Annotated in this window: 21 protein-coding genes; 13 read left to right on the top strand and 8 right to left on the bottom strand. The window is 58.1% G+C overall.

The genetic code is table 11. The features are described 5' to 3' along the window. Positions 1-165 precede the first annotated feature (165 nt). Positions 166-1,503: a DEAD/DEAH box helicase gene (locus ALP40_RS10125; RefSeq protein WP_122208143.1), complete on the top strand. Its 1,338-nt coding sequence runs from the start codon at positions 166-168 to the stop codon at positions 1,501-1,503. 410 nt (positions 1,504-1,913) lie between these two features. After that, positions 1,914-2,288: a transcriptional regulator gene (locus ALP40_RS10120; RefSeq protein WP_122208142.1), complete on the top strand. Its 375-nt coding sequence runs from the start codon at positions 1,914-1,916 to the stop codon at positions 2,286-2,288. Positions 2,289-2,346: 58 nt separating this feature from the next. On the opposite strand, the gene ALP40_RS10115 is transcribed toward ALP40_RS10120, so the two are convergent. From ALP40_RS10115 to ALP40_RS10095, 4 genes are all read right to left on the bottom strand, one after another. Continuing rightward, complete coding sequence (locus ALP40_RS10115; protein ID WP_122208141.1) at positions 2,347-3,219, bottom strand: DUF6279 family lipoprotein; 873 nt, start codon at positions 3,217-3,219, stop codon at positions 2,347-2,349. Positions 3,220-3,302: 83 nt separating this feature from the next. Beyond that, complete coding sequence (locus tag ALP40_RS10110; RefSeq protein WP_122208140.1) at positions 3,303-4,031, bottom strand: TorF family putative porin; 729 nt, start codon at positions 4,029-4,031, stop codon at positions 3,303-3,305. A 149-nt stretch (positions 4,032-4,180) separates the two neighbouring features. After that, positions 4,181-4,693: a hypothetical protein gene (locus tag ALP40_RS10100; protein WP_122208139.1), complete on the bottom strand. Its 513-nt coding sequence runs from the start codon at positions 4,691-4,693 to the stop codon at positions 4,181-4,183. A 169-nt stretch (positions 4,694-4,862) separates the two neighbouring features. After that, positions 4,863-5,051, bottom strand: coding sequence for a hypothetical protein (locus ALP40_RS10095; RefSeq protein ID WP_025994762.1), 189 nt, complete (start codon positions 5,049-5,051; stop codon positions 4,863-4,865). Positions 5,052-5,394: 343 nt separating this feature from the next. On the opposite strand from ALP40_RS10095, the gene ALP40_RS10090 reads away from it, so the two are divergent. Next, a complete protein-coding gene (locus ALP40_RS10090) occupies positions 5,395-6,231 on the top strand; it encodes a S1 RNA-binding domain-containing protein (RefSeq protein ID WP_099226026.1) in 837 nt (278 codons plus the stop codon). A gap of 44 nt (positions 6,232-6,275) precedes the next feature. Here the strand turns inward: ALP40_RS10090 and ALP40_RS10085 are convergent, their stop codons facing one another. After that, on the bottom strand, positions 6,276-6,908 hold the full coding sequence (locus ALP40_RS10085; RefSeq protein ID WP_122208138.1) for a DsbA family protein: 633 nt from the start codon (positions 6,906-6,908) through the stop codon (positions 6,276-6,278). A 154-nt stretch (positions 6,909-7,062) separates the two neighbouring features. Here ALP40_RS10085 and ALP40_RS10080 point away from each other — a divergent pair, with 154 nt between their 5' ends. After that, a complete protein-coding gene (locus ALP40_RS10080) occupies positions 7,063-7,464 on the top strand; it encodes a DUF2177 family protein (protein WP_122208311.1) in 402 nt (133 codons plus the stop codon). A gap of 107 nt (positions 7,465-7,571) precedes the next feature. Here the strand turns inward: ALP40_RS10080 and ALP40_RS10075 are convergent, their stop codons facing one another. Continuing rightward, a complete protein-coding gene (locus ALP40_RS10075; protein WP_122208137.1) occupies positions 7,572-7,952 on the bottom strand; it encodes a hypothetical protein in 381 nt (126 codons plus the stop codon). Positions 7,953-8,198: 246 nt separating this feature from the next. Between ALP40_RS10075 and ALP40_RS10070 the strand changes: the two genes are divergently transcribed. The 3 genes from ALP40_RS10070 (at position 8,199) to def (ending at position 10,170) form a co-directional block, all read left to right on the top strand. Next, positions 8,199-8,390 (top strand): CsbD family protein, encoded by a 192-nt coding sequence (locus tag ALP40_RS10070; protein WP_122208136.1) that lies wholly within the window; start codon positions 8,199-8,201, stop codon positions 8,388-8,390. A 223-nt stretch (positions 8,391-8,613) separates the two neighbouring features. Continuing rightward, on the top strand, positions 8,614-9,603 hold the full coding sequence (locus tag ALP40_RS10065) for a YihY/virulence factor BrkB family protein (protein WP_122208135.1): 990 nt from the start codon (positions 8,614-8,616) through the stop codon (positions 9,601-9,603). A gap of 27 nt (positions 9,604-9,630) precedes the next feature. Beyond that, complete coding sequence (gene def, locus ALP40_RS10060) at positions 9,631-10,170, top strand: peptide deformylase (protein WP_122208134.1); 540 nt, start codon at positions 9,631-9,633, stop codon at positions 10,168-10,170. On the opposite strand, the gene ALP40_RS10055 is transcribed toward def, so the two are convergent. Then, entirely contained in the window at positions 10,171-10,590 is a 420-nt protein-coding gene (locus ALP40_RS10055) for a GNAT family N-acetyltransferase (RefSeq protein WP_122208133.1), read from the bottom strand. It abuts the gene before it with no gap. A gap of 155 nt (positions 10,591-10,745) precedes the next feature. Between ALP40_RS10055 and ALP40_RS10050 the strand changes: the two genes are divergently transcribed. The 4 genes from ALP40_RS10050 (at position 10,746) to ALP40_RS10035 (ending at position 13,361) form a co-directional block, all read left to right on the top strand. Continuing rightward, positions 10,746-11,759 carry an ABC transporter substrate-binding protein gene (locus ALP40_RS10050; protein WP_122208132.1) on the top strand — a complete coding sequence of 338 codons (1,014 nt, stop codon included), beginning with the start codon at positions 10,746-10,748 and terminating at the stop codon, positions 11,757-11,759. A 7-nt stretch (positions 11,760-11,766) separates the two neighbouring features. Beyond that, positions 11,767-12,294, top strand: a complete 528-nt coding sequence (locus ALP40_RS10045; protein ID WP_122208131.1) for a GNAT family N-acetyltransferase — start codon at positions 11,767-11,769, stop codon at positions 12,292-12,294. A 98-nt stretch (positions 12,295-12,392) separates the two neighbouring features. After that, complete coding sequence (locus tag ALP40_RS10040) at positions 12,393-12,893, top strand: hypothetical protein (RefSeq protein ID WP_122208130.1); 501 nt, start codon at positions 12,393-12,395, stop codon at positions 12,891-12,893. A 30-nt stretch (positions 12,894-12,923) separates the two neighbouring features. Then, positions 12,924-13,361, top strand: coding sequence for a nucleoside deaminase (locus ALP40_RS10035; protein WP_122208310.1), 438 nt, complete (start codon positions 12,924-12,926; stop codon positions 13,359-13,361). 126 nt (positions 13,362-13,487) lie between these two features. Here the strand turns inward: ALP40_RS10035 and ALP40_RS10030 are convergent, their stop codons facing one another. Then, the gene (locus ALP40_RS10030) at positions 13,488-14,567 is read right to left on the bottom strand and encodes a diaminopimelate epimerase (protein ID WP_122208129.1); all 1,080 of its coding nucleotides are present in this window, start codon (positions 14,565-14,567) and stop codon (positions 13,488-13,490) included. A gap of 147 nt (positions 14,568-14,714) precedes the next feature. On the opposite strand from ALP40_RS10030, the gene ALP40_RS10025 reads away from it, so the two are divergent. Continuing rightward, the gene (locus ALP40_RS10025) at positions 14,715-15,536 is read left to right on the top strand and encodes an alpha/beta fold hydrolase (protein WP_122208309.1); all 822 of its coding nucleotides are present in this window, start codon (positions 14,715-14,717) and stop codon (positions 15,534-15,536) included. After that, positions 15,526-16,701, top strand: coding sequence for a PAS domain-containing sensor histidine kinase (locus ALP40_RS10020; RefSeq protein ID WP_122208128.1), 1,176 nt, complete (start codon positions 15,526-15,528; stop codon positions 16,699-16,701). The genes ALP40_RS10025 and ALP40_RS10020 overlap by 11 nt, the downstream gene beginning before the upstream one ends. The last annotated feature ends 82 nt before the right edge of the window (positions 16,702-16,783 follow it).

The raw sequence follows: 16,783 nt of genomic DNA, 5'->3' as shown, positions 1-16,783 counted from the left end.
CGTCCGCATGCCTCGTGCCGCCAGCGTTTGTTGCAGCTCGGCGCCTGTGTTGCTCGCCTGCAGCGTCAAACAAAATCAGCCGTTAGTGGTAAAGAAACTCGGCCCCGGCGCTCGAAACCGTTAGGCTATGCAGCTGTATTTTTGTTTTTCGTCGAGGTAGCACCCGTGTTTTCCGAATTCGCCCTGCACGAACGCCTGCTTAAAGCTGTGGCCGAGCTTAAATTTGTCGAGCCTACGCCCGTGCAGGCAGCGGCCATTCCGCTGGCATTGCAAGGGCGCGACCTGCGGGTGACTGCGCAAACCGGTAGCGGCAAGACAGCAGCGTTCGTGCTGCCAATCCTCAACCGCATGATTGGCCCGGCCAAGGTTCGCGTGGACATCCGCGCCGTGATCCTGCTGCCAACCCGTGAGCTGGCTCAGCAAACGTTGAAAGAAGTCGAGCGTTTCTCGCAGTTCACCTTCATCAAGGCAGGTCTGGTCACCGGCGGTGAAGACTTCAAGGCCCAGGCTGCCATGTTGCGCAAGGTGCCGGACATCCTGATCGGTACGCCGGGCCGTCTGCTGGAACAATTGAACGCGGGCAACCTGGACCTCAAGCACGTCGAGGTGCTGGTGCTGGACGAAGCCGACCGCATGCTGGATATGGGCTTCTCCGAAGACGTCGAGCGTCTGGCCGGCGAGTGCGCAGGTCGTGAGCAGACCATGCTGTTTTCCGCCACCACAGGTGGTGCGGGCCTGCGCGAAATGATCGGCAAGGTGCTGAAGGATCCTCAGCATCTGCAAGTGAACAACGTCAGTGAACTGGCTTCCGGCACGCGTCACCAGATCATCACCGCTGACCACAATGTGCATAAAGAGCAGGTCTTGAACTGGTTGTTGACCAACGAGACCTACCAGAAAGCCATCATCTTCACCAACACCAAGGCGATGGCCGACCGTCTGTACGGTCGTCTGGTTGCATTGGAGTACAAAGCGTTCGTGCTGCACGGCGACAAGGACCAGAAGGACCGCAAGGCGGCCATCGACCGTCTGAAGCAGGGCGGTGCCAAGGTCATGGTCGCAACGGACGTGGCGGCTCGTGGTCTGGACGTTGAAGGCCTGGACATGGTCATCAACTTCGACATGCCACGCAGTGGCGACGATTACGTGCACCGTGTAGGTCGTACCGGTCGTGCCGGGAGCGAAGGTCTGGCGATCTCGCTGATCTGCCACGGTGACTGGAACCTGATGTCGAGCATCGAGCGCTACCTCAAGCAGAGCTTTGAGCGTCGCGTCATCAAGGAAGTCAAAGGCACCTACGGCGGGCCGAAAAAGGTCAAGGCATCAGGCAAGGCCGTTGGCGTGAAAAAGAAAAAGACCGACGCCAAAGGCGACAAGAAAAAAGTCGCCGCCAAAGGCCCGACCAAGCGCAAGACCGCCAACCGTCCCAAGTCCGACCTGGTCAGCCAGGACGGCATGGCGCCTTTGAAAAAGCGCAGCACTCCGGCACCAGCGGCTGAGTGATCCATAAGCGCGTCCCGGCTTGCGCGCCCGCAAGACCTGCGTGAGCTGACCCAATGGGATGCGGAGCGTCCCGGGCTGCATGCCCAAGCAGAGCGCGGGCATGATCGATTACAGCCTCACACCGATCGTTCCTCACGCTCCGCGTGGGGATGCCGCTCAGGAGGCTCTGCGTCCGGGTCTACGTCCCCGTACTCCCTGTGTGATCACGCCAATCGGGACGCGGAGCGTCCCGGGTTGCAGTCCACGCAAAGCGTGGCACGATCATGCCAGGCCACTCCCCAGGCTCCTGAACCACTACCCCGCCCCCTCGTGCTGAACGGCTGCACGCCCCGCAGGTCACAACGTTGAGACACATGCTTGTGACCGGATGTCATGAGCCGTTTATCCATGCTGGACGGAGGGTTTATACAATGACTTATAACTGGGACCTTATCGAACGTCTGCTTCATGACGTGCAGAACAGTGGCGGTTCGTTTGACCCGCAGGAATACACCACAGCCAAGGCTTCTGAAGGTGAGACGGTGGCTGACTCTGGAAATCTTCAAGCCGAGGCCGCACAGCTCAAAGAGCTGTTGACCAACCGTGGCTATATTCAGTCGCGCCCGCCTGAGGAAGACGGCGGGCGTTCGAAGCTCATCCTCACGCCGCGAGGTTCAAGCCTACTGGCGCTGATAGACAGCAGTATCCCCGGCAACGACCATCCGCGTGAGGTATTGGATAGGCAAGAGGATGGACTGGACCCGGCCACGTTCGATGACGTGGCGTCCAAGGCTCAGGTCGCCTGACTCGCTGACTGCACGCGCTGCCAGTGTGCAGCGCGTGTTTGTGCCTCGCCCGCTATTGCTATTGGGCTGCACCCGCCGACTTCAGGCAATTGAGATCGGTAAAGTCTTTGCGCATGTCCGCGATACGGCTGAGCAAGCGGGTGCGCTGTTCCGGAGTGCTTTGCGCAGTGATGTCCACGATCAGTGATATCGCCGCCTTTTCCGTCTGGTCGTAGGCCTTGCGATATTCAGGCGTCCAGAATGTCTCCCGATCCTGCAACAGTGCGGCAATACGCTGTGGGAAATCGCTGGATTGACGTTGCTGCACGGTCGCGAGGAACAGATTCTGCCAACGTGTGCGGTTTTCGATCCAGGCCTTGTTCTGTTCCCCCAATGAGGCCGACCATGCCTGAATCCGGTCTTTCTGAGGCTGATTCAGCTTGCCTATCCACGGTGTCAGGCGCTTTTCCATGCGGTCGGCGCGTTCCGCGATCTGGCGGTCCAGCGGCTGATCGATGTACTTGTTCTCACGTTTGCGTTGATCCTTGGCAAACGCATTCTGCATTTCCTCGACCTGCTTGTCGTCGAAGCGGGCCAGCAGCTCGACCGCTGACGGCGTGATTTCGCGAGAGATCTTGCCGATGGCGTCCTTGGCTTCACGGGTGCGCGCCTCCAGGCCCTCATAGGTCACCTGATCGGTTTTCACCATGTCTTCCAGTTTGTCGAGCCAGGCCAGGTATTGCGGCAATTGCGTGCTGCAATGCCAGCTCAAGTGTTGCTTGAGGCGCACGTCGAGCCAGCCTTTCTGTTCGGAGTTCATGTCCAGGTAGTCGCTGAGCGTCCACGGAATGATCACGTCCAGATTGCGATAGGCGAGCCCCACCTGATTGCACCCGGCAAGCAGTGACACGGCCATCAACATCGTAATGAAGGCTTTGAACAGAGACTGCATGAACACTCCTCGGGGGCACTGACCTGCACAAATTCTGTGCAGTAGAGGAGTGTAGCGCTCAGGGGTTCAACCGGGTTGTTCTGTCAGAAAAACGAACGCACGGCTTTGAGGGTAAACGTGCCGTCGCAACGTGTGTTGTGACCGCTGTAGACGCTGCAATCGCCGCCACTGAGGCTCGATCCGCTGTAGATCAGGTTCATGTCAATGCCTAGCCAGGGGCGCGACAGATTCAGTGACCAGTCATTGAATCCGCTGATCTGCCCGCCACTGTCCGAGGTCTGAGGCGTGTCGAACTGATGATTGGCGTATTGCATGCGTACGCCTATGCCCAGCCGCTCGATGGCACCCAGATCGATGAACACCGTGCTGTCACGTGAACCCACATCGTTGCTGAAGGCTGCGCCTACACGGCTGTCGAGCATTCGCAGTCCGGCATAGAATTCGTGGCTGTCGATCTGGCTGGTGTCGGGATAGCTGTAGCGAATCATGCCCAGTTCATAGCCCAGCGTGTTGTCGAAGGGTTTCTTGAAACCCATGTAGGAGTCGACTTCCAGCGCACTGTCCGGCGTGAAACCCATGTTGGGCGCCCATTGGCCGAAATAGAAACCGCTGTCGTGGGTCAGGTCCATGCCGCCGTGAAAGGAGCCTGAACCGCCACTGGGCGTTACCAGGCCCTGCGCCATGCTGCGCGTGGGGGTGGTGGCCAGTTTGAGGTCGAAATCACCCAGGTCCCGCTCCATGATTTGGGCAGAAGCGTACTGGCTGATGAGCAAGGCGCTGAAAGTCAGCGCGTGTAAGCGATGGCTGAGCATGGCTCACTCCTAATGTGTCGAGAGGAGTGTGGTCAGGAGTGGCGTATCGAAAAAACGGCTCAGGAGCCCGACACAAGCCGCGTGCTAGAGCCTTGCAAGGATACCGATGAATTCGCCGCGATGCAGACCGTTCGTCGATCTGCGCTGTATCAATTGGCTGCGGTGGCCTGTGCAGGCGGAATCACCAGCCCGCGAATCACCACCAGCGCCTGTTCGAAAGAGGGGTAGCCGCTCTTGGCGACGTCCAGTTCGGCGTACTCTTTCTGATAGCGCTGGGACAGTTCCGGATCGCTGATGCTCAGTTGTTGAGAAAGCAGGGCGATGGCCAGCGGGTGCTTGTGTTTGGCGGCAGTCTGTAGCAGGTCAACGATCCGTTTATGGTCGGCCTGTTGGCGGATCAGCAGAACGGCCTGGTAGAACTCGGCTTCACCAGATGCATCATCCAGCGCGGCACGGCGTAGCATGGCTTCGGCCAGTTCATAGTTTTCGCGATTGTCTTCACTGATCAGCAGCTTGGCCTGCAGCATGTCGTTCTGATACAGCAGGTGCCCGGCCCGGCAGGGGCTGTCGGTGAGCTGACTGTCATTGGGGCCGTTATCGCAGTGATGCGAGGTGCAGCCACCCAGGTACACAAGTGCGCCGAAAAGCATCCAGTTCTTCATTCGAGCATTCCGCAAATGAGACAACTACCCGAGCGTGATCCTGCTCGTGGTCATAGTGATATCAAGCAAGAGAGTAGCAGCGTGACAGGAGGAATATCCAGCGAAGGATGGTCAATCTAGCGCCTTCGGCACGAAGGCGCATAGAGATCGACGAGCAAGGCGGGGGGTGTTACTTCTTGCCGAGGTTGATCTGCTTGGACGGTGTGAAAGTCTGGCCACTCACGCCTTTGGCGATTTGTTGGATTTCGCCGCCGGATTTCAGGAAAGCCGCAATCTGTGCGTTGATCGAGTCGCTCGTTTCAACGGCTGGTGCGGGTTTGGCTTTCGAGTGGGATGCTTTGATACGCATGGCTGCCATTTACCTTCATAAACGTAATACGGCCAGCCATCGTACAGGAAACCCTTGATTATTGCTTGGCGAATATGGCATTCACCTGCAGCGCACAGGTGCGTCAAAAAGGCCGTTATTCAGGCTCTAGGGCATCCAAGCACCTGTTTTGAATGGTTTAGTTTCGGCTTGCTCGGGCTGCCGTTGTGATGTCTCGTGCGCCAGTTCGGTGCGTCCAACTGACGAGCGGAGAGTCAATTCGGCAGAACCGGTCCTCATTCCAGGCTCTGGACAGCCCCAACACCTGCCTTGCCACGCGAATGCCGACACAAAGTCGGGTAGAATGCGCCCCACGCAATGAGGGTAACTGCACATGGCTTTAATCGGGCGCTACAACAGCTTGCAAGTGGTCAAGCACACTAATTTCGGTCTGTACCTGGACGGTGCGCAGGATGGAGAAATCCTTCTGCCCAATCGATACATCCCCAAGGACGTGCCCAGCGAAGATGAAGACTGGCTCAACGTTTTCATTTATCTGGACAGTGAAGACAAGCTGATTGCTACCACTGAAAAGCCCAAGGTTCAGGTGGGTGAGTTCGCCAGCCTCAAGGTGGTCGAAGTCAATAGCATCGGCGTGTTCCTGGATTGGGGCCTGCCCAAGGACCTGCTGCTGCCTTATTCGGAAGAGAAGCGCACGCTGCAAGCTGGCGACTATTGCGTTGTGCATGTCTATCTCGACAAGCACACCCGCCGCATCACCGCCACCGCGCGTCTGGATCGATACCTGGACAAAACGCCAGCCAACTACAGCGTTGGGCAGGAAGTAGACCTGTTGGTGGCCGAAGCGACCGACATGGGCTTCAAGGCCATCATCAACAATAAGCACTGGGGCCTGATCCACAAGAACGAAGTGTTCAAGTTCATGCGCGCTGGCAAGCAGGAGAAGGGTTTCATCAAGGAAATCCGTGCAGACGGCAATATCAGCCTGAGCCTTCAACCAGTCGGCGCTGAAGCGGCAAGCAGCCTGAACTCCAAAATTCTGGCCAAGCTGCGTGAGAACAACGGCACCTTGCCAGTCAGCGACAAGAGCGATCCGCAAGTCATCAGCGGGCTGTTCGGCGTCAGCAAAGGCAATTTCAAGAAGGCCATTGGTGCGCTGTACAAGCAGGGCCAAATCGTCATTCACGCCGATCGAATCGATCTGGTCTGATCGTTGATCCGGGTCTGACTGCACCGCCTATAAAGTGATATCAGTCAGGCCCGAGCGGACAGCTTGTCGATTTCCTGCTTCAAGCGGTTGAACGGCAGCGTGCCGTTGAAAACCCTTGCCTGTTCCAGCGATTCCTCGTTGTGCCGCAGCAGCACGACCGGCACTGCCCTCAACCCCAGTTTTTGCGCCAGCGCCTGATCGTCCAGAACGATTTTTTCGTACTCGCTGGCGATCAGTGCCTGCTCCAGCGCCTGCCGATCCAAGCCGATGGTGTTGCCCAACTCCAGCAGCGTCGGCGTCTCGCCGATGTCCAGGCCGTCCTCGAAAAACGCTTTGAAGGCGCCTTTGTGGAAGTCCGAAAATCGCCCTGCGGTTCTGGCGAAGGCCGCTGCCTGAAGTACCTTGCGGCTGCGTGGTTGCACCTTGGGCATTTTCATCACGACCTGGCGTTTTTCCGCCATTGGCAGCACTGAGCGCGACCAGGCAGCACGCAAGTAATCGGCATTGGGGTCAGGCATCGCGATGGGATCAGGGCGCAGTTCGAAGGCGTGCCAGCTGAATTCAAGCTGCTCGCCATAGCTTTGCTGAAGCTGTTCAAGCACCGACAGTTGCAGATAACAGAAGGGACAGACGTAGTCGCCCCACACATCGATTTTGAAAGGACCCGCAGTGTTCATTCGCCAAACTCCATAACGCTAATTAACACTGACTGCCGTAACTCGGTAAAAGTCCGGCCGTTTGGAGGATCATTTTTCGATTTGTAGGGGTCATACCCTCGTACGAGGGCTTTCTGCCGTCGATCACCACCAAGGACGTCCCATGAAAGTGCCCATGAAAACGATCATCACGGCTTACCTGGGGACGCTATTGGCGTTTCTGATACTCGATGGCATCTGGCTGGGCTTGCTGATGGGGCCGACCTATCGAGAGTGGTTGGGGTCGTTGATGCTGGATACGCCGGTCCTGGGACCAGCTGTGGCGTTCTATCTGCTGTATGGCGCAGGTGTGGTGATCTTTGGGGTGATGCCTGCCCTCAAAGAACAGCGCTTGGGTCGCGCAACGGTGTGCAGCGGCCTGCTGGGGCTGATCGCCTACGGCACGTACGACCTGACCAACTGGGCCACGCTGCAAGGCTGGCCTGCGCAACTGGCGTTGGTGGACCTGGCGTGGGGCACAGTGGTGTCGGCATTGGCGGGCACGGCGGGTTATCTGGCGGCGCGTCGGTTCGCCTGAAAGGCCTCACCGACTGCATCGCCGGCAAGGCGCTTCTTTTCAAAAAACGCGTAAGTCGCAGAGTAGAAGTGGTTTTTTCTGGGGGTAGGCCGGTGTCCGCTGCGCAATCAGTCCTGCAAAAAGCCCGCAAAACTCAGGTTGCTGCCTTTGGGGCGCATGTCCTTGAGGAATGAGTCCTTGTCGGCGCTCAGCTCCAGGCTGACGGTGGGCTTGCGCTTGTCGGCGTTACGTACTTCCAGGCCTTCGATGTGATCGCGCATGAATACGGTGGTCACTTTCAGGTGCAGAAGCTGATCGGTTTCAGGCGTGTACATCAGCAGGTGCAGCCACTCGTACTGACCGACTTGCAGACGCGGGACCGGCAGATCGAACCACCAGATGTTGCGCTTCGGGTCGAGCACGGCGAAATGGGTGTTGTTGACGCCGAGCACTGCACCGCCCAGATCCTGGTTTCTGCGTGCGATGGCCAGCTTTTTATCGAGTTTCATAACGTTCCTGTGAATCGGTTTGTTCAGCGTGCCGGATCGCGCCTGGCAACGGTGCCGCGCATTCTCGCACAAACACCGCCTTGCGCTCGCGCCCGGCGCAGAAAATGCCGACAGGCGCAGCGGCAGACGAACGGGCGTTGAAACCCGCAAAATACGTGAAACTCCCGGCGAAAAACCACGGTCAGACCTTATGTCGAGAATCGACATCCGATTTCAATGTGGTCTTCAGACCCGGGAGAAACACCCATGAGCAGCACTGGCGATAAAATCAAAGGCATGGCCAATGAAGCAGCTGGTAACGTCAAGCAGGCTGTTGGCAAGGCGACTGACAACACCAAGCTGAGGGCTGAAGGCAAGGCGCAGGAAATCAAGGGCGAAGGCCAGCAGGCAAAAGGCGAAGCCAAAGACGCCATCAAGAAGGGCGTCGACAAGGTGTAAGCCCACCTTTTCCGTGCTGAAACGGGAAAGCGAGAGGCAGATAACGGTCATCCCAGGATGACCGTTATGCATTCTGCTCTACGCAGCTGAAACCTTTTACATCCCGTCAAGTCAATGTGACATCGGTGGTTGCGCAGGTTTGTCATTGAATTGGCAGATAATTGCAACGCAGTCCGATCTTGACGATGTAAGGTGTTCCAGTAAGGGAGCGAGAGGAAACGCCATGATTTTCCCCCATTTGCGTCAACTGTCAGTTGGCAAAGTGCTGGTACGCACCGTCAATGAGTTTCTCGACGACGAGATGTCCACCTATGCGTCGGCACTGGCTTATCAGATGCTGTTCTCCCTTTTTCCGTTTTTACTGTTTCTGATCGCCCTGATCGGCTTCCTGCACCTGCCTGACTTCTTCTCTTGGCTTCGTCTGCAATCGGAATTGGTACTGCCACCACAGGCGCTGGAGCAGGTCAATCCGGTGATCGACCAGTTGCAGCAATCCAAGGGCGGCCTGCTGTCCATCGGTATCTTCATTGCGCTGTGGACCGCCTCGGCCGGTGTGCGGCTGATGATGAGCGCGATGAACGCGGCCTACGATGTAGTGGAAGGCCGGCCCATCTGGAAACGCTTCCCGCTGTCGATCTTCTACACGGTCGGTATCGCTGGCATGCTGCTCGCCGCCGCTGCGTTCATGGTGCTAGGGCCGCAGGTGATGAACTGGATTGCCGCGCAGATCGGCATGGAAGATTTCATTGTGACGCTGTGGACCATCCTGCGCTGGCCCGCCATCATCCTGCTATTGATGGTCGCCGTGGCGTTGATTTATTACGTGATGCCTGACGTGAAGCAGGAGTTTCGCTTCATCACCCCAGGTTCCGTGCTGGCAGTGGTGGTGTGGATCGTTGCGTCCCTGGCCTTCGGTTTCTACGTCAAAACCTTCGCAGACTACAACGCGATGTACGGCAGCATCGGCGCGATCATCGTGCTGCTCTTGTATTTCTACATCTCCGCGGCCGTTCTGTTGCTGGGCGCCGAGATGAATGCGGTGATCGAGCATATGTCTGCAGAAGGCAAGGAAGAGGGAGAAAAGGAAGCCGGTGACGGCGGTGGTGAAGGCGTTGGCAAACAGCATGTTTCCGGCCTTGGCCGCGACCATTCCGTGCCATTGGCCAAAGCTGATGAACCTGATTCAGATAACCGCATGACCACGCAACGCTAGGGCTGGACCTTTGAAAGGACTGACGTCGTGATTCACAAAATTCTGAAGATGGGCGACGAGCGTCTGTTGCGTATCGCCCCGCCTGTACCGCCGGCCATGTTTGGCAGCGAAGAGTTGAAGACGCTCATCGCCGACATGTTCGAGACGATGGAAAGCGTCGGTGGCGTTGGGCTGGCAGCGCCGCAGATTGGCGTGGACCTGCAACTGGTGATTTTTGGCTTCGAGCGTAACGAGCGCTACCCGCAGGCAGAAGCCGTGCCTCAGACGATTCTGATCAACCCGGTTATCACGCCGTTGTACCCGGCGGTGGAAGAGGGCTGGGAAGGCTGTCTGTCTGTGCCCGGACTGCGGGGCATGGTCAATCGTTTTCAAAGCATTCGTTACGAAGGCTTCGACCCGGACGGACAGCCGATTCAGCGCGATGCGTTCGGCTTTCACGCACGCGTCGTGCAGCATGAATGTGACCACCTGATTGGCCGTTTGTACCCTTCGCGCATTACCGATTTCAGTAAGTTCGGTTTCATGGAGGTCATGTTCCCCGACCTGGACCCCAACGCTGACGAATGATCAGGGCCGACAGTCTTCCCGACACAAGGCCACCAGCGCCTTGCTGCGGCTGTAACGCATGAAGCGCTCGCCCAGCGACTGGGGCAGCCGTTGCGCCGTTTCAAAACCCATCGGCTGATAAAAACCGGCCAACTCGGGATGGCAGAACAGCCAGACCGGGCCGCTGCGCAGGTGCAGGGCGGCGTCGATCAAACGTTTCGCCACCGCCTGTCCCCGGTGTTCGGGTGCCACGAACAAGCCCGTCAACCAGTGCCCGTCTGCAATCGGCGTAAGGGACAGTGCGCCGATGATCTCTTGTCGCTTTGCCACCCAGGCCTGCCCTTTTCCAGTCGCCCGCATCGACGATTGATGCTGCCGATAAAATTTGCCCAGCAGTGGGCGGCATTCGTCAGGCAAAGGCATGAAATAGGTGTCAGGCATGACAGGTGTCTCATAAGGGCACAGCAGCGGGTCGGCATCATACCGCTCGGCAGCTATTCTTCCCCGACAGTTGCGAACACCGTTACAACTTATCGTGCCAAGACGGTGTCGATAGCTTTCAGGCATGGCGTCCACGCCCACTCTTTGAGGTGATCATGAAATCCATAACAAAACTCGTGGGCAGTTCGCTGCTGGCGCTTGGGCTGCTGGGACAGTCCGTGCTGGCGGCCGACAAGGCCGAACCCATCAAATTCGGCGCGCTGACCTGGGAAAGCGGCAGCTTGATCACCGAAGTCCTGCGCACTCTGGTGGAGAAGGGCTATGGCTATTCGACAGATACCTTGCCCGGCAGCACCGTGAGCCTTGAAACCGCGCTGGCCAAGAATGACATTCAGGTGATTGCCGAGGAATGGACGGGGCGCAGCCCTGTATGGGTCAAAGCCGAGGCTGAAGGCAAAGTGCTTGGGCTGGGCGATACCGTCAAAGGTGCCACCGAGGGCTGGTGGGTGCCTGAGTACGTCATCAAGGGCGACGCTGCCAAGGGCATCAAGCCGCTGGCCCCGGACCTTAAGACCGTTCAGGATCTGGCGCGCTACAAGGAGGTTTTCAAAGATCCCGAATCGCCGGACAAGGGCCGGTTTCTCAACAGCCCGAGCGGCTGGACGTCCGAAATCGTCAACACGCAGAAGCTCAAGGCTTATGGCCTGAATGATAGCTTCGTCAACTTCCGCACCGGCTCGGGCGCTGCGCTGGACGCCGAAATCGATTCGTCCATACGCCGACACAAACCCGTGTTGTTCTACTACTGGTCACCGACCCCATTGCTGGGCAAGTACAAGCTGATCAAGCTGCAAGAGCCGCCATTCAACGCGGATGCCTGGAAAACCCTGACCGATGCCAGCAACGCCAATCCCCAAGGCTCTGCATCGCTGGCTGCCAAACTGTCCATCGGCGTGTCAGCGCCGTTCAGTGAGAGCCATCCGGAGCTGGTGACCTTCTTCAAGAAAGTCGATTTGCCCATCGATCTGCTCAACAAGACCCTGGCGGACATGAGTGAAAAGCGTACCGATCCGAGCGTTGCCGCGCAGGCTTTCCTCAAACAGCATCCAGACGTCTGGAAAGCCTGGCTGCCTGAGGACGTCGCTTCAAAAGTCAGCAGCGCATTGTGACCCAGCCATGACCACGATACACACGGACCGGCTGGTGTTGCGCGACTTCGAGGTCGCCGATGTGCCCGCCTTGGCGGCGATACTGGGTGACCCGCAAGTGATGCGTTATTCGGTGCGCGGCGTGCTCAGCGAGCACGCTACAGGCGAGTTTGTGCGCAACTGCAAGCAAGCCTACAGCGTCGATGGGGTCGGTACGCAGGCGGTCATCGACGCTGCTACCGGACAACTGATCGGATTTTGCGGGCTTAACAGCGAAACGGTGGATGGCGTGATGGAAGTGGAGATCGGCTATCGGCTGGCGCCTTCGTTCTGGGGACGAGGGCTGGCCAGCGAGGCTGCACGGGCGACGTTGAAACATGCCTTCGAAACCTTGCGCCTGACGTCCGTCATCGCCATCGTCCAGCCGGAAAACGTCGCCTCCGTCAGGGTGCTGCAAAAGATCGGTTTCAAGGACTATGTCCACAGCCAGTACCACCGACTGGGGGTGCGAATCTACCGCTTCGCGTCAGCGCAGTGGCAGACCCTGCATTGCTGAAAGCGGCAAAATGGTGCGGTATGCGACGTGGTCTGTGGCAAGGGCGCCTTGAACTGTTAACGTCCAGCCTGAAGAGTTTCCAGACGGGGGAGGGATCAATGACCGGGAGCAGGCCGGTATTGCGTGGTGCGCTCATGTCCGGTCTGGTCTTGATGGCCTGCGTGATGTTTGAAATACCGACACCGGTCAGTGCCGATGAGACGGATGAGACGGCCTTGGCCTTCGTGCAGGAACGTAAATTGGGTGATGGGCTGGCGTGGCTGGTTTATCAGGAAGCATCGCGAACGGCCGCGTTTGCCAGCATCGTGGAGACGGTCGGCAAGACAAAAGCTCAGGAGCTGGTGCAGCGTGAATTGCAGCGTCTGCAACCGGATTACCAGGCCGAGTGGAATCGCAATCTGGCGAATGCTTATGCGCATGCCTTCACAGCAGAAGAACTGCGTGCGCTCAGCCAAGGGGATGGATCTTCGTCGGTCGTGAACACATTCAGAGCCAGAAACGTCCAGGTCGGCGCCGAGATGAAAGCCAATTCTTCGGCATTGTTGGAGCGTTATGTGAGTCAAGCGCTGGACAACGCCCTGCATACTTTGAAACAGTGAAACTCAACCAAGCGAGGCAACATCATGGACATCGACTCATTCATGCAGGCAGCCATCGACGAAGCCATGCAAGGACTTGAAGAGGGCGGTATCCCTATCGGTTCGGTCATCGTGCATGACGGCAAGATCATTGGCCGTGGTCATAACCGTCGCGTTCAGGAAAGCAGTGCGATCAAACACGGCGAAATGGACGCACTGGAAAACGCCGGCCGCCAGCCCGCCAGCGTCTACCGCGACGCCGTGCTCTACACCACATTATCCCCCTGCGCGATGTGCAGCGGTGCGATTCTGCTATACGGCATTCGCACAGTGATCGTGGGTGAAAACCGCACGTTCATGGGCGAAGAAGAACTGCTGCGCTCGCGCGGCGTGCAGGTCGATGTGCTCAATGATGAGGGGTGCGAGCATATGATGCGTCGCTTCATCGGCCACAAGCCTGAGTTGTGGAACGAGGATATCGGCGAGTAACTGGCGCAGCCCATCTTCGAGCAGACACCGCGCCGTGGAAGGCAGCATTGCTGATAATGCAACGCGCCAGACAACATGATTGCCTGACCGGACGCCACTGTTGGCAAGCCGCCCTCCACGTGAGGGCTATGCTTTCAGGTGCGCCACCCCGAACAGCGCAACGTTGCTCAGCACGTGTTTATCTTCGGTCAGCCTGACCGGTGCAGTTCCCCCCGGCATTTCCACCTCTACGAGACCCGCCTGAACCAATCGGGTTCTCCAGGCGGCACAGGCCACGGCGCTGGCGCTGGTGCCTGAAGATGCTGTGACGCCTTCTCCGCGTTCGAACACCCGGGCTTCGATTCGGTTCGGTGCGCTGACGCACGCCCATTGCAGGTTCACCCCAGCAGGGCAGGGATCGCCGAGGCCCACGTCATCATCGGAAAACGCGATACGTGCCAGGGGCTCGTGCAGAGCCGGTGCATGCAGTTCGATGAAGGAGGGTAGGTGCTCGGCGTTCGATACCAGCGTTACGCAATGCGGATTGCCGATACGCACGAAGACACTGTGCGCCCAATGTGGATCGACATCTTTCAATCGCTCGACACAGGAAGCTGGAGCGCCGTTAAAAGTCACACATGCCATGCCTGCGCTTCGCGCGCTGACCGCTTCAGGACCGAAATGCGGAGCGCCCAGATCCAGCCAGAAACCTGCCGAGCCATTGAGCGTGGTCGGCTGTACCGAGGTTCTGACCGGTGAGGGGGAGTCAGCCTTGTCATGATGCACCATGAGCGTGAAAGTCTGATCCCTGCTGACGTGACCTGAGTCGGTCAGTGCCTGGGAAAAGATCGTCAAGCCATTGCCGCTGCGTTCTGCCAGTGTGCCATCCGTATTGACGATCAGCAGATCGTACGGGGCCGCATCCTGAAACGGGCCTATTAGCAGGCCGTCGGTGCTTGCCTGCCGCGAAGGTTCTGCTGAGCGGTTTTGGGTGTGTTGGCGCGAGCTCGCTCGCGAAGGGCAAACTACGTGTGCCTCGTACCCCACGTTGCCCCCTGAAACATCGCTTCCAGATACGCCTGACGCCTGTACCGCCTTTTCCGTCCATGACCGGCGCGATGCGGCCGCAGACTTCGCCGTATCAGGAATGTCTACGCCAAGTGCACGCAATGCCTGCGGCGTGACGACGGCGTAAATATTGCCGCGTGCATCATAAATTCGCGTCATGCGGGTTCGCCTTTCTTGTCCGTAGCATCAACGGTTCATGATAAGTGTGGTTTGTGCCACTAGATTGCCTGTAACGGTGATAATCTTCGCTCATCATTTGGCTGCATGCGCGTCATGAAGGATGCGCAGCCGTTTCTGGAGCCCGTCATGTCGGTCCAACTGCGTAATAATGTCAATGTCATGGGCGAAGGACCGACCACTCTGATTTTTGCTCACGGTTTTGGTTGCGACCAGAACATGTGGCGCTTCATGTCACCCCATTTTGCCGAGCATTTCAGGGTGGTGCTGTTCGATCTGGTCGGCAGCGGACAATCCGATACCTCGGCCTATTACCCGCACAAATATTCGTCGCTCACAGGCTACGCGACCGACCTGCTTGAGCTGGTCGATGAGTTTGGCGGGTCCGGGCCAATCATTCATGTCGGGCACTCGGTCAGTTGCATGATCGCCGTACTGGCCGAACTGCAGTCCCCGGGGCGTTTTCTGGGCCACGTCATGGTTGGCCCTTCGCCGCACTACCTGAACGATGGTGATTACCACGGCGGTTTCACCCGTGCCGATGTCGATTCGTTGCTTGAAACCCTGGAAAGCAATTACCTGGGCTGGTCCAGCACAATGGCGCCGACGCTCATGGGCGCATCCGACCGGCCGGAGCTGGGTGAAGAACTGATGGACAGCTTCTGCCGTACCAACGCCGACATGGCCAAGCAGTTCGCCCGTGTAACGTTCCTTTCGGACCACCGTGCAGATGTGGCCCTGTTCAACGCCAAAGCGCTCATCTTGCAAAGCAGTGACGACCTGGTCGTGCCGGTTCAAGTGGGCGAGTACCTGCATGCCGCCATTCCTGACAGCACACTGCACATGATCCACAACGTAGGCCACTACCCGCACATGAGCGCGCCGCAAGCGTGTATCGATGCGATGAATCAGTTTTTCGATTCCTTTGGAAGCGCACTGCATGGCCGGTGAACACACGAGCCTTTCCGGCACTGAGCTGCTTTACGAACAGGCACCCTGCGGCCTGCTGGTGACGCAGCCCAATGGCAACATCGAACGCGTCAATCAGACGTTCTGCCGGTGGCTGGGTATGGAGCGTGACGCGGTGCTGGGGCGTCGTTTCCAGGACTTGCTGAACGTTGCGGGCAGGGTTTTTCTGCAAACGCACTGGGCACCTCTGTTGCAGACACAAGGCTCGATTGCCGAAGTCAAAGTCGAGATGGTTCATGCCGACGGACGCTGTATTCCCATGATGCTCAACGCCGTACGGCGCGAGCAGCCATCGGGTGTGCTGCATGAGTTGGCGGTGTTCCTGGCTGAGGAACGCAACAAATACGAGCGTGAACTGTTGGCGGCCCGCAAAATGGCCGAGGAGTTGTTGCAACACCAGATGTCTGTTCAGAGTGAGCTGACCTCGGCGCGCAATCGCCTGCGGCTGGCACACGCCGAAGCGGAGATTCGTGCGATTTTCGCCGAACAGATGATCGGCATCGTCAGCCATGATCTGCGCAATCCCCTGACGGCCATCAAGATGGCGACCGGCCTGCTTGAACGCACCCACCTGGAGTCTCGCCAAGAGCGAATCCTGGGCCACATCAATCATTCAACCGACCGCGCCGATCGTATGATCGTCGACCTGCTGGATTTCACTCAGGCCCGCGTCGGGCGTGGGATCAACCTGGCAACCCAACCTATCGATCTGCACGCCACGATCGCCAAAGGCGTCGAGGAGTTGCGCCTGACTTTTGTGGGTCGCTCGCTGATTCATCGCGTGGAAGGCGAGGGGGCGTGCGTTGCTGACGCCGACCGTCTGCTGCAATTGCTGGGGCATCTGGTCAGCAACGCAATCACGTACGGCGCCCCGGACAGCGAGGTTGTCGTCACCTCGGCCTTCGACACGAATCTGATCAGACTCTCGGTGCACAACCAAGGCGAGCCGATCGCAATGGAGAAAGTCGACAGCCTGTACGAGCCTGTCGTACGTGTGGTCAGCGACAGTGATGAAACTCGAACGGTGGGGCTGGGGTTGTTCATCGTTCGTGAGATCGTGCGGGCACACTTGGGCGAGATTACCGTTCGCTCATCGGCTGATGAGGGAACCACCTTCACGGCAACTTTTCCGCGCCCGGCTGCGTGAATGTGAGGCCACTTAAAAAGTTGCCCACTGGGCAGGGTGTCACTCGAATGAAGAGTGTTTGTATTCGTACGAGTGGATTGGT

The sequence above is a fragment of the Pseudomonas viridiflava genome, from assembly GCF_003702045.1.
Taxonomy (GTDB): Bacteria; Pseudomonadota; Gammaproteobacteria; order Pseudomonadales; family Pseudomonadaceae; genus Aquipseudomonas; species Aquipseudomonas viridiflava_C.
Note: the sequence above shows the minus strand (reverse complement) of the source record. Positions and strands in the feature narration are given on the sequence as shown.

Bases quoted from the DNA above. Each gene is read 5' to 3' on its own strand.
- ALP40_RS10120 (WP_122208142.1), top strand. From the start codon at position 1,914: ATGACTTATAACTGGGACCTTATCGAACGTCTGCTTCATGACGTGCAG.
- ALP40_RS10115 (WP_122208141.1), bottom strand. From the start codon at position 3,219: ATGCAGTCTCTGTTCAAAGCCTTCATTACGATGTTGATGGCCGTGTCA.
- ALP40_RS10110 (WP_122208140.1), bottom strand. From the start codon at position 4,031: ATGCTCAGCCATCGCTTACACGCGCTGACTTTCAGCGCCTTGCTCATC.
- ALP40_RS10100 (WP_122208139.1), bottom strand. From the start codon at position 4,693: ATGAAGAACTGGATGCTTTTCGGCGCACTTGTGTACCTGGGTGGCTGC.
- ALP40_RS10095 (WP_025994762.1), bottom strand. From the start codon at position 5,051: ATGGCAGCCATGCGTATCAAAGCATCCCACTCGAAAGCCAAACCCGCA.
- ALP40_RS10090 (WP_099226026.1), top strand. From the start codon at position 5,395: ATGGCTTTAATCGGGCGCTACAACAGCTTGCAAGTGGTCAAGCACACT.
- ALP40_RS10085 (WP_122208138.1), bottom strand. From the start codon at position 6,908: ATGAACACTGCGGGTCCTTTCAAAATCGATGTGTGGGGCGACTACGTC.
- ALP40_RS10080 (WP_122208311.1), top strand. From the start codon at position 7,063: ATGAAAACGATCATCACGGCTTACCTGGGGACGCTATTGGCGTTTCTG.
- ALP40_RS10075 (WP_122208137.1), bottom strand. From the start codon at position 7,952: ATGAAACTCGATAAAAAGCTGGCCATCGCACGCAGAAACCAGGATCTG.
- ALP40_RS10070 (WP_122208136.1), top strand. From the start codon at position 8,199: ATGAGCAGCACTGGCGATAAAATCAAAGGCATGGCCAATGAAGCAGCT.
- ALP40_RS10065 (WP_122208135.1), top strand. From the start codon at position 8,614: ATGATTTTCCCCCATTTGCGTCAACTGTCAGTTGGCAAAGTGCTGGTA.
- ALP40_RS10055 (WP_122208133.1), bottom strand. From the start codon at position 10,590: ATGCCTGACACCTATTTCATGCCTTTGCCTGACGAATGCCGCCCACTG.
- ALP40_RS10050 (WP_122208132.1), top strand. From the start codon at position 10,746: ATGAAATCCATAACAAAACTCGTGGGCAGTTCGCTGCTGGCGCTTGGG.
- ALP40_RS10045 (WP_122208131.1), top strand. From the start codon at position 11,767: ATGACCACGATACACACGGACCGGCTGGTGTTGCGCGACTTCGAGGTC.
- ALP40_RS10040 (WP_122208130.1), top strand. From the start codon at position 12,393: ATGACCGGGAGCAGGCCGGTATTGCGTGGTGCGCTCATGTCCGGTCTG.
- ALP40_RS10030 (WP_122208129.1), bottom strand. From the start codon at position 14,567: ATGACGCGAATTTATGATGCACGCGGCAATATTTACGCCGTCGTCACG.
- ALP40_RS10025 (WP_122208309.1), top strand. From the start codon at position 14,715: ATGTCGGTCCAACTGCGTAATAATGTCAATGTCATGGGCGAAGGACCG.
- ALP40_RS10020 (WP_122208128.1), top strand. From the start codon at position 15,526: ATGGCCGGTGAACACACGAGCCTTTCCGGCACTGAGCTGCTTTACGAA.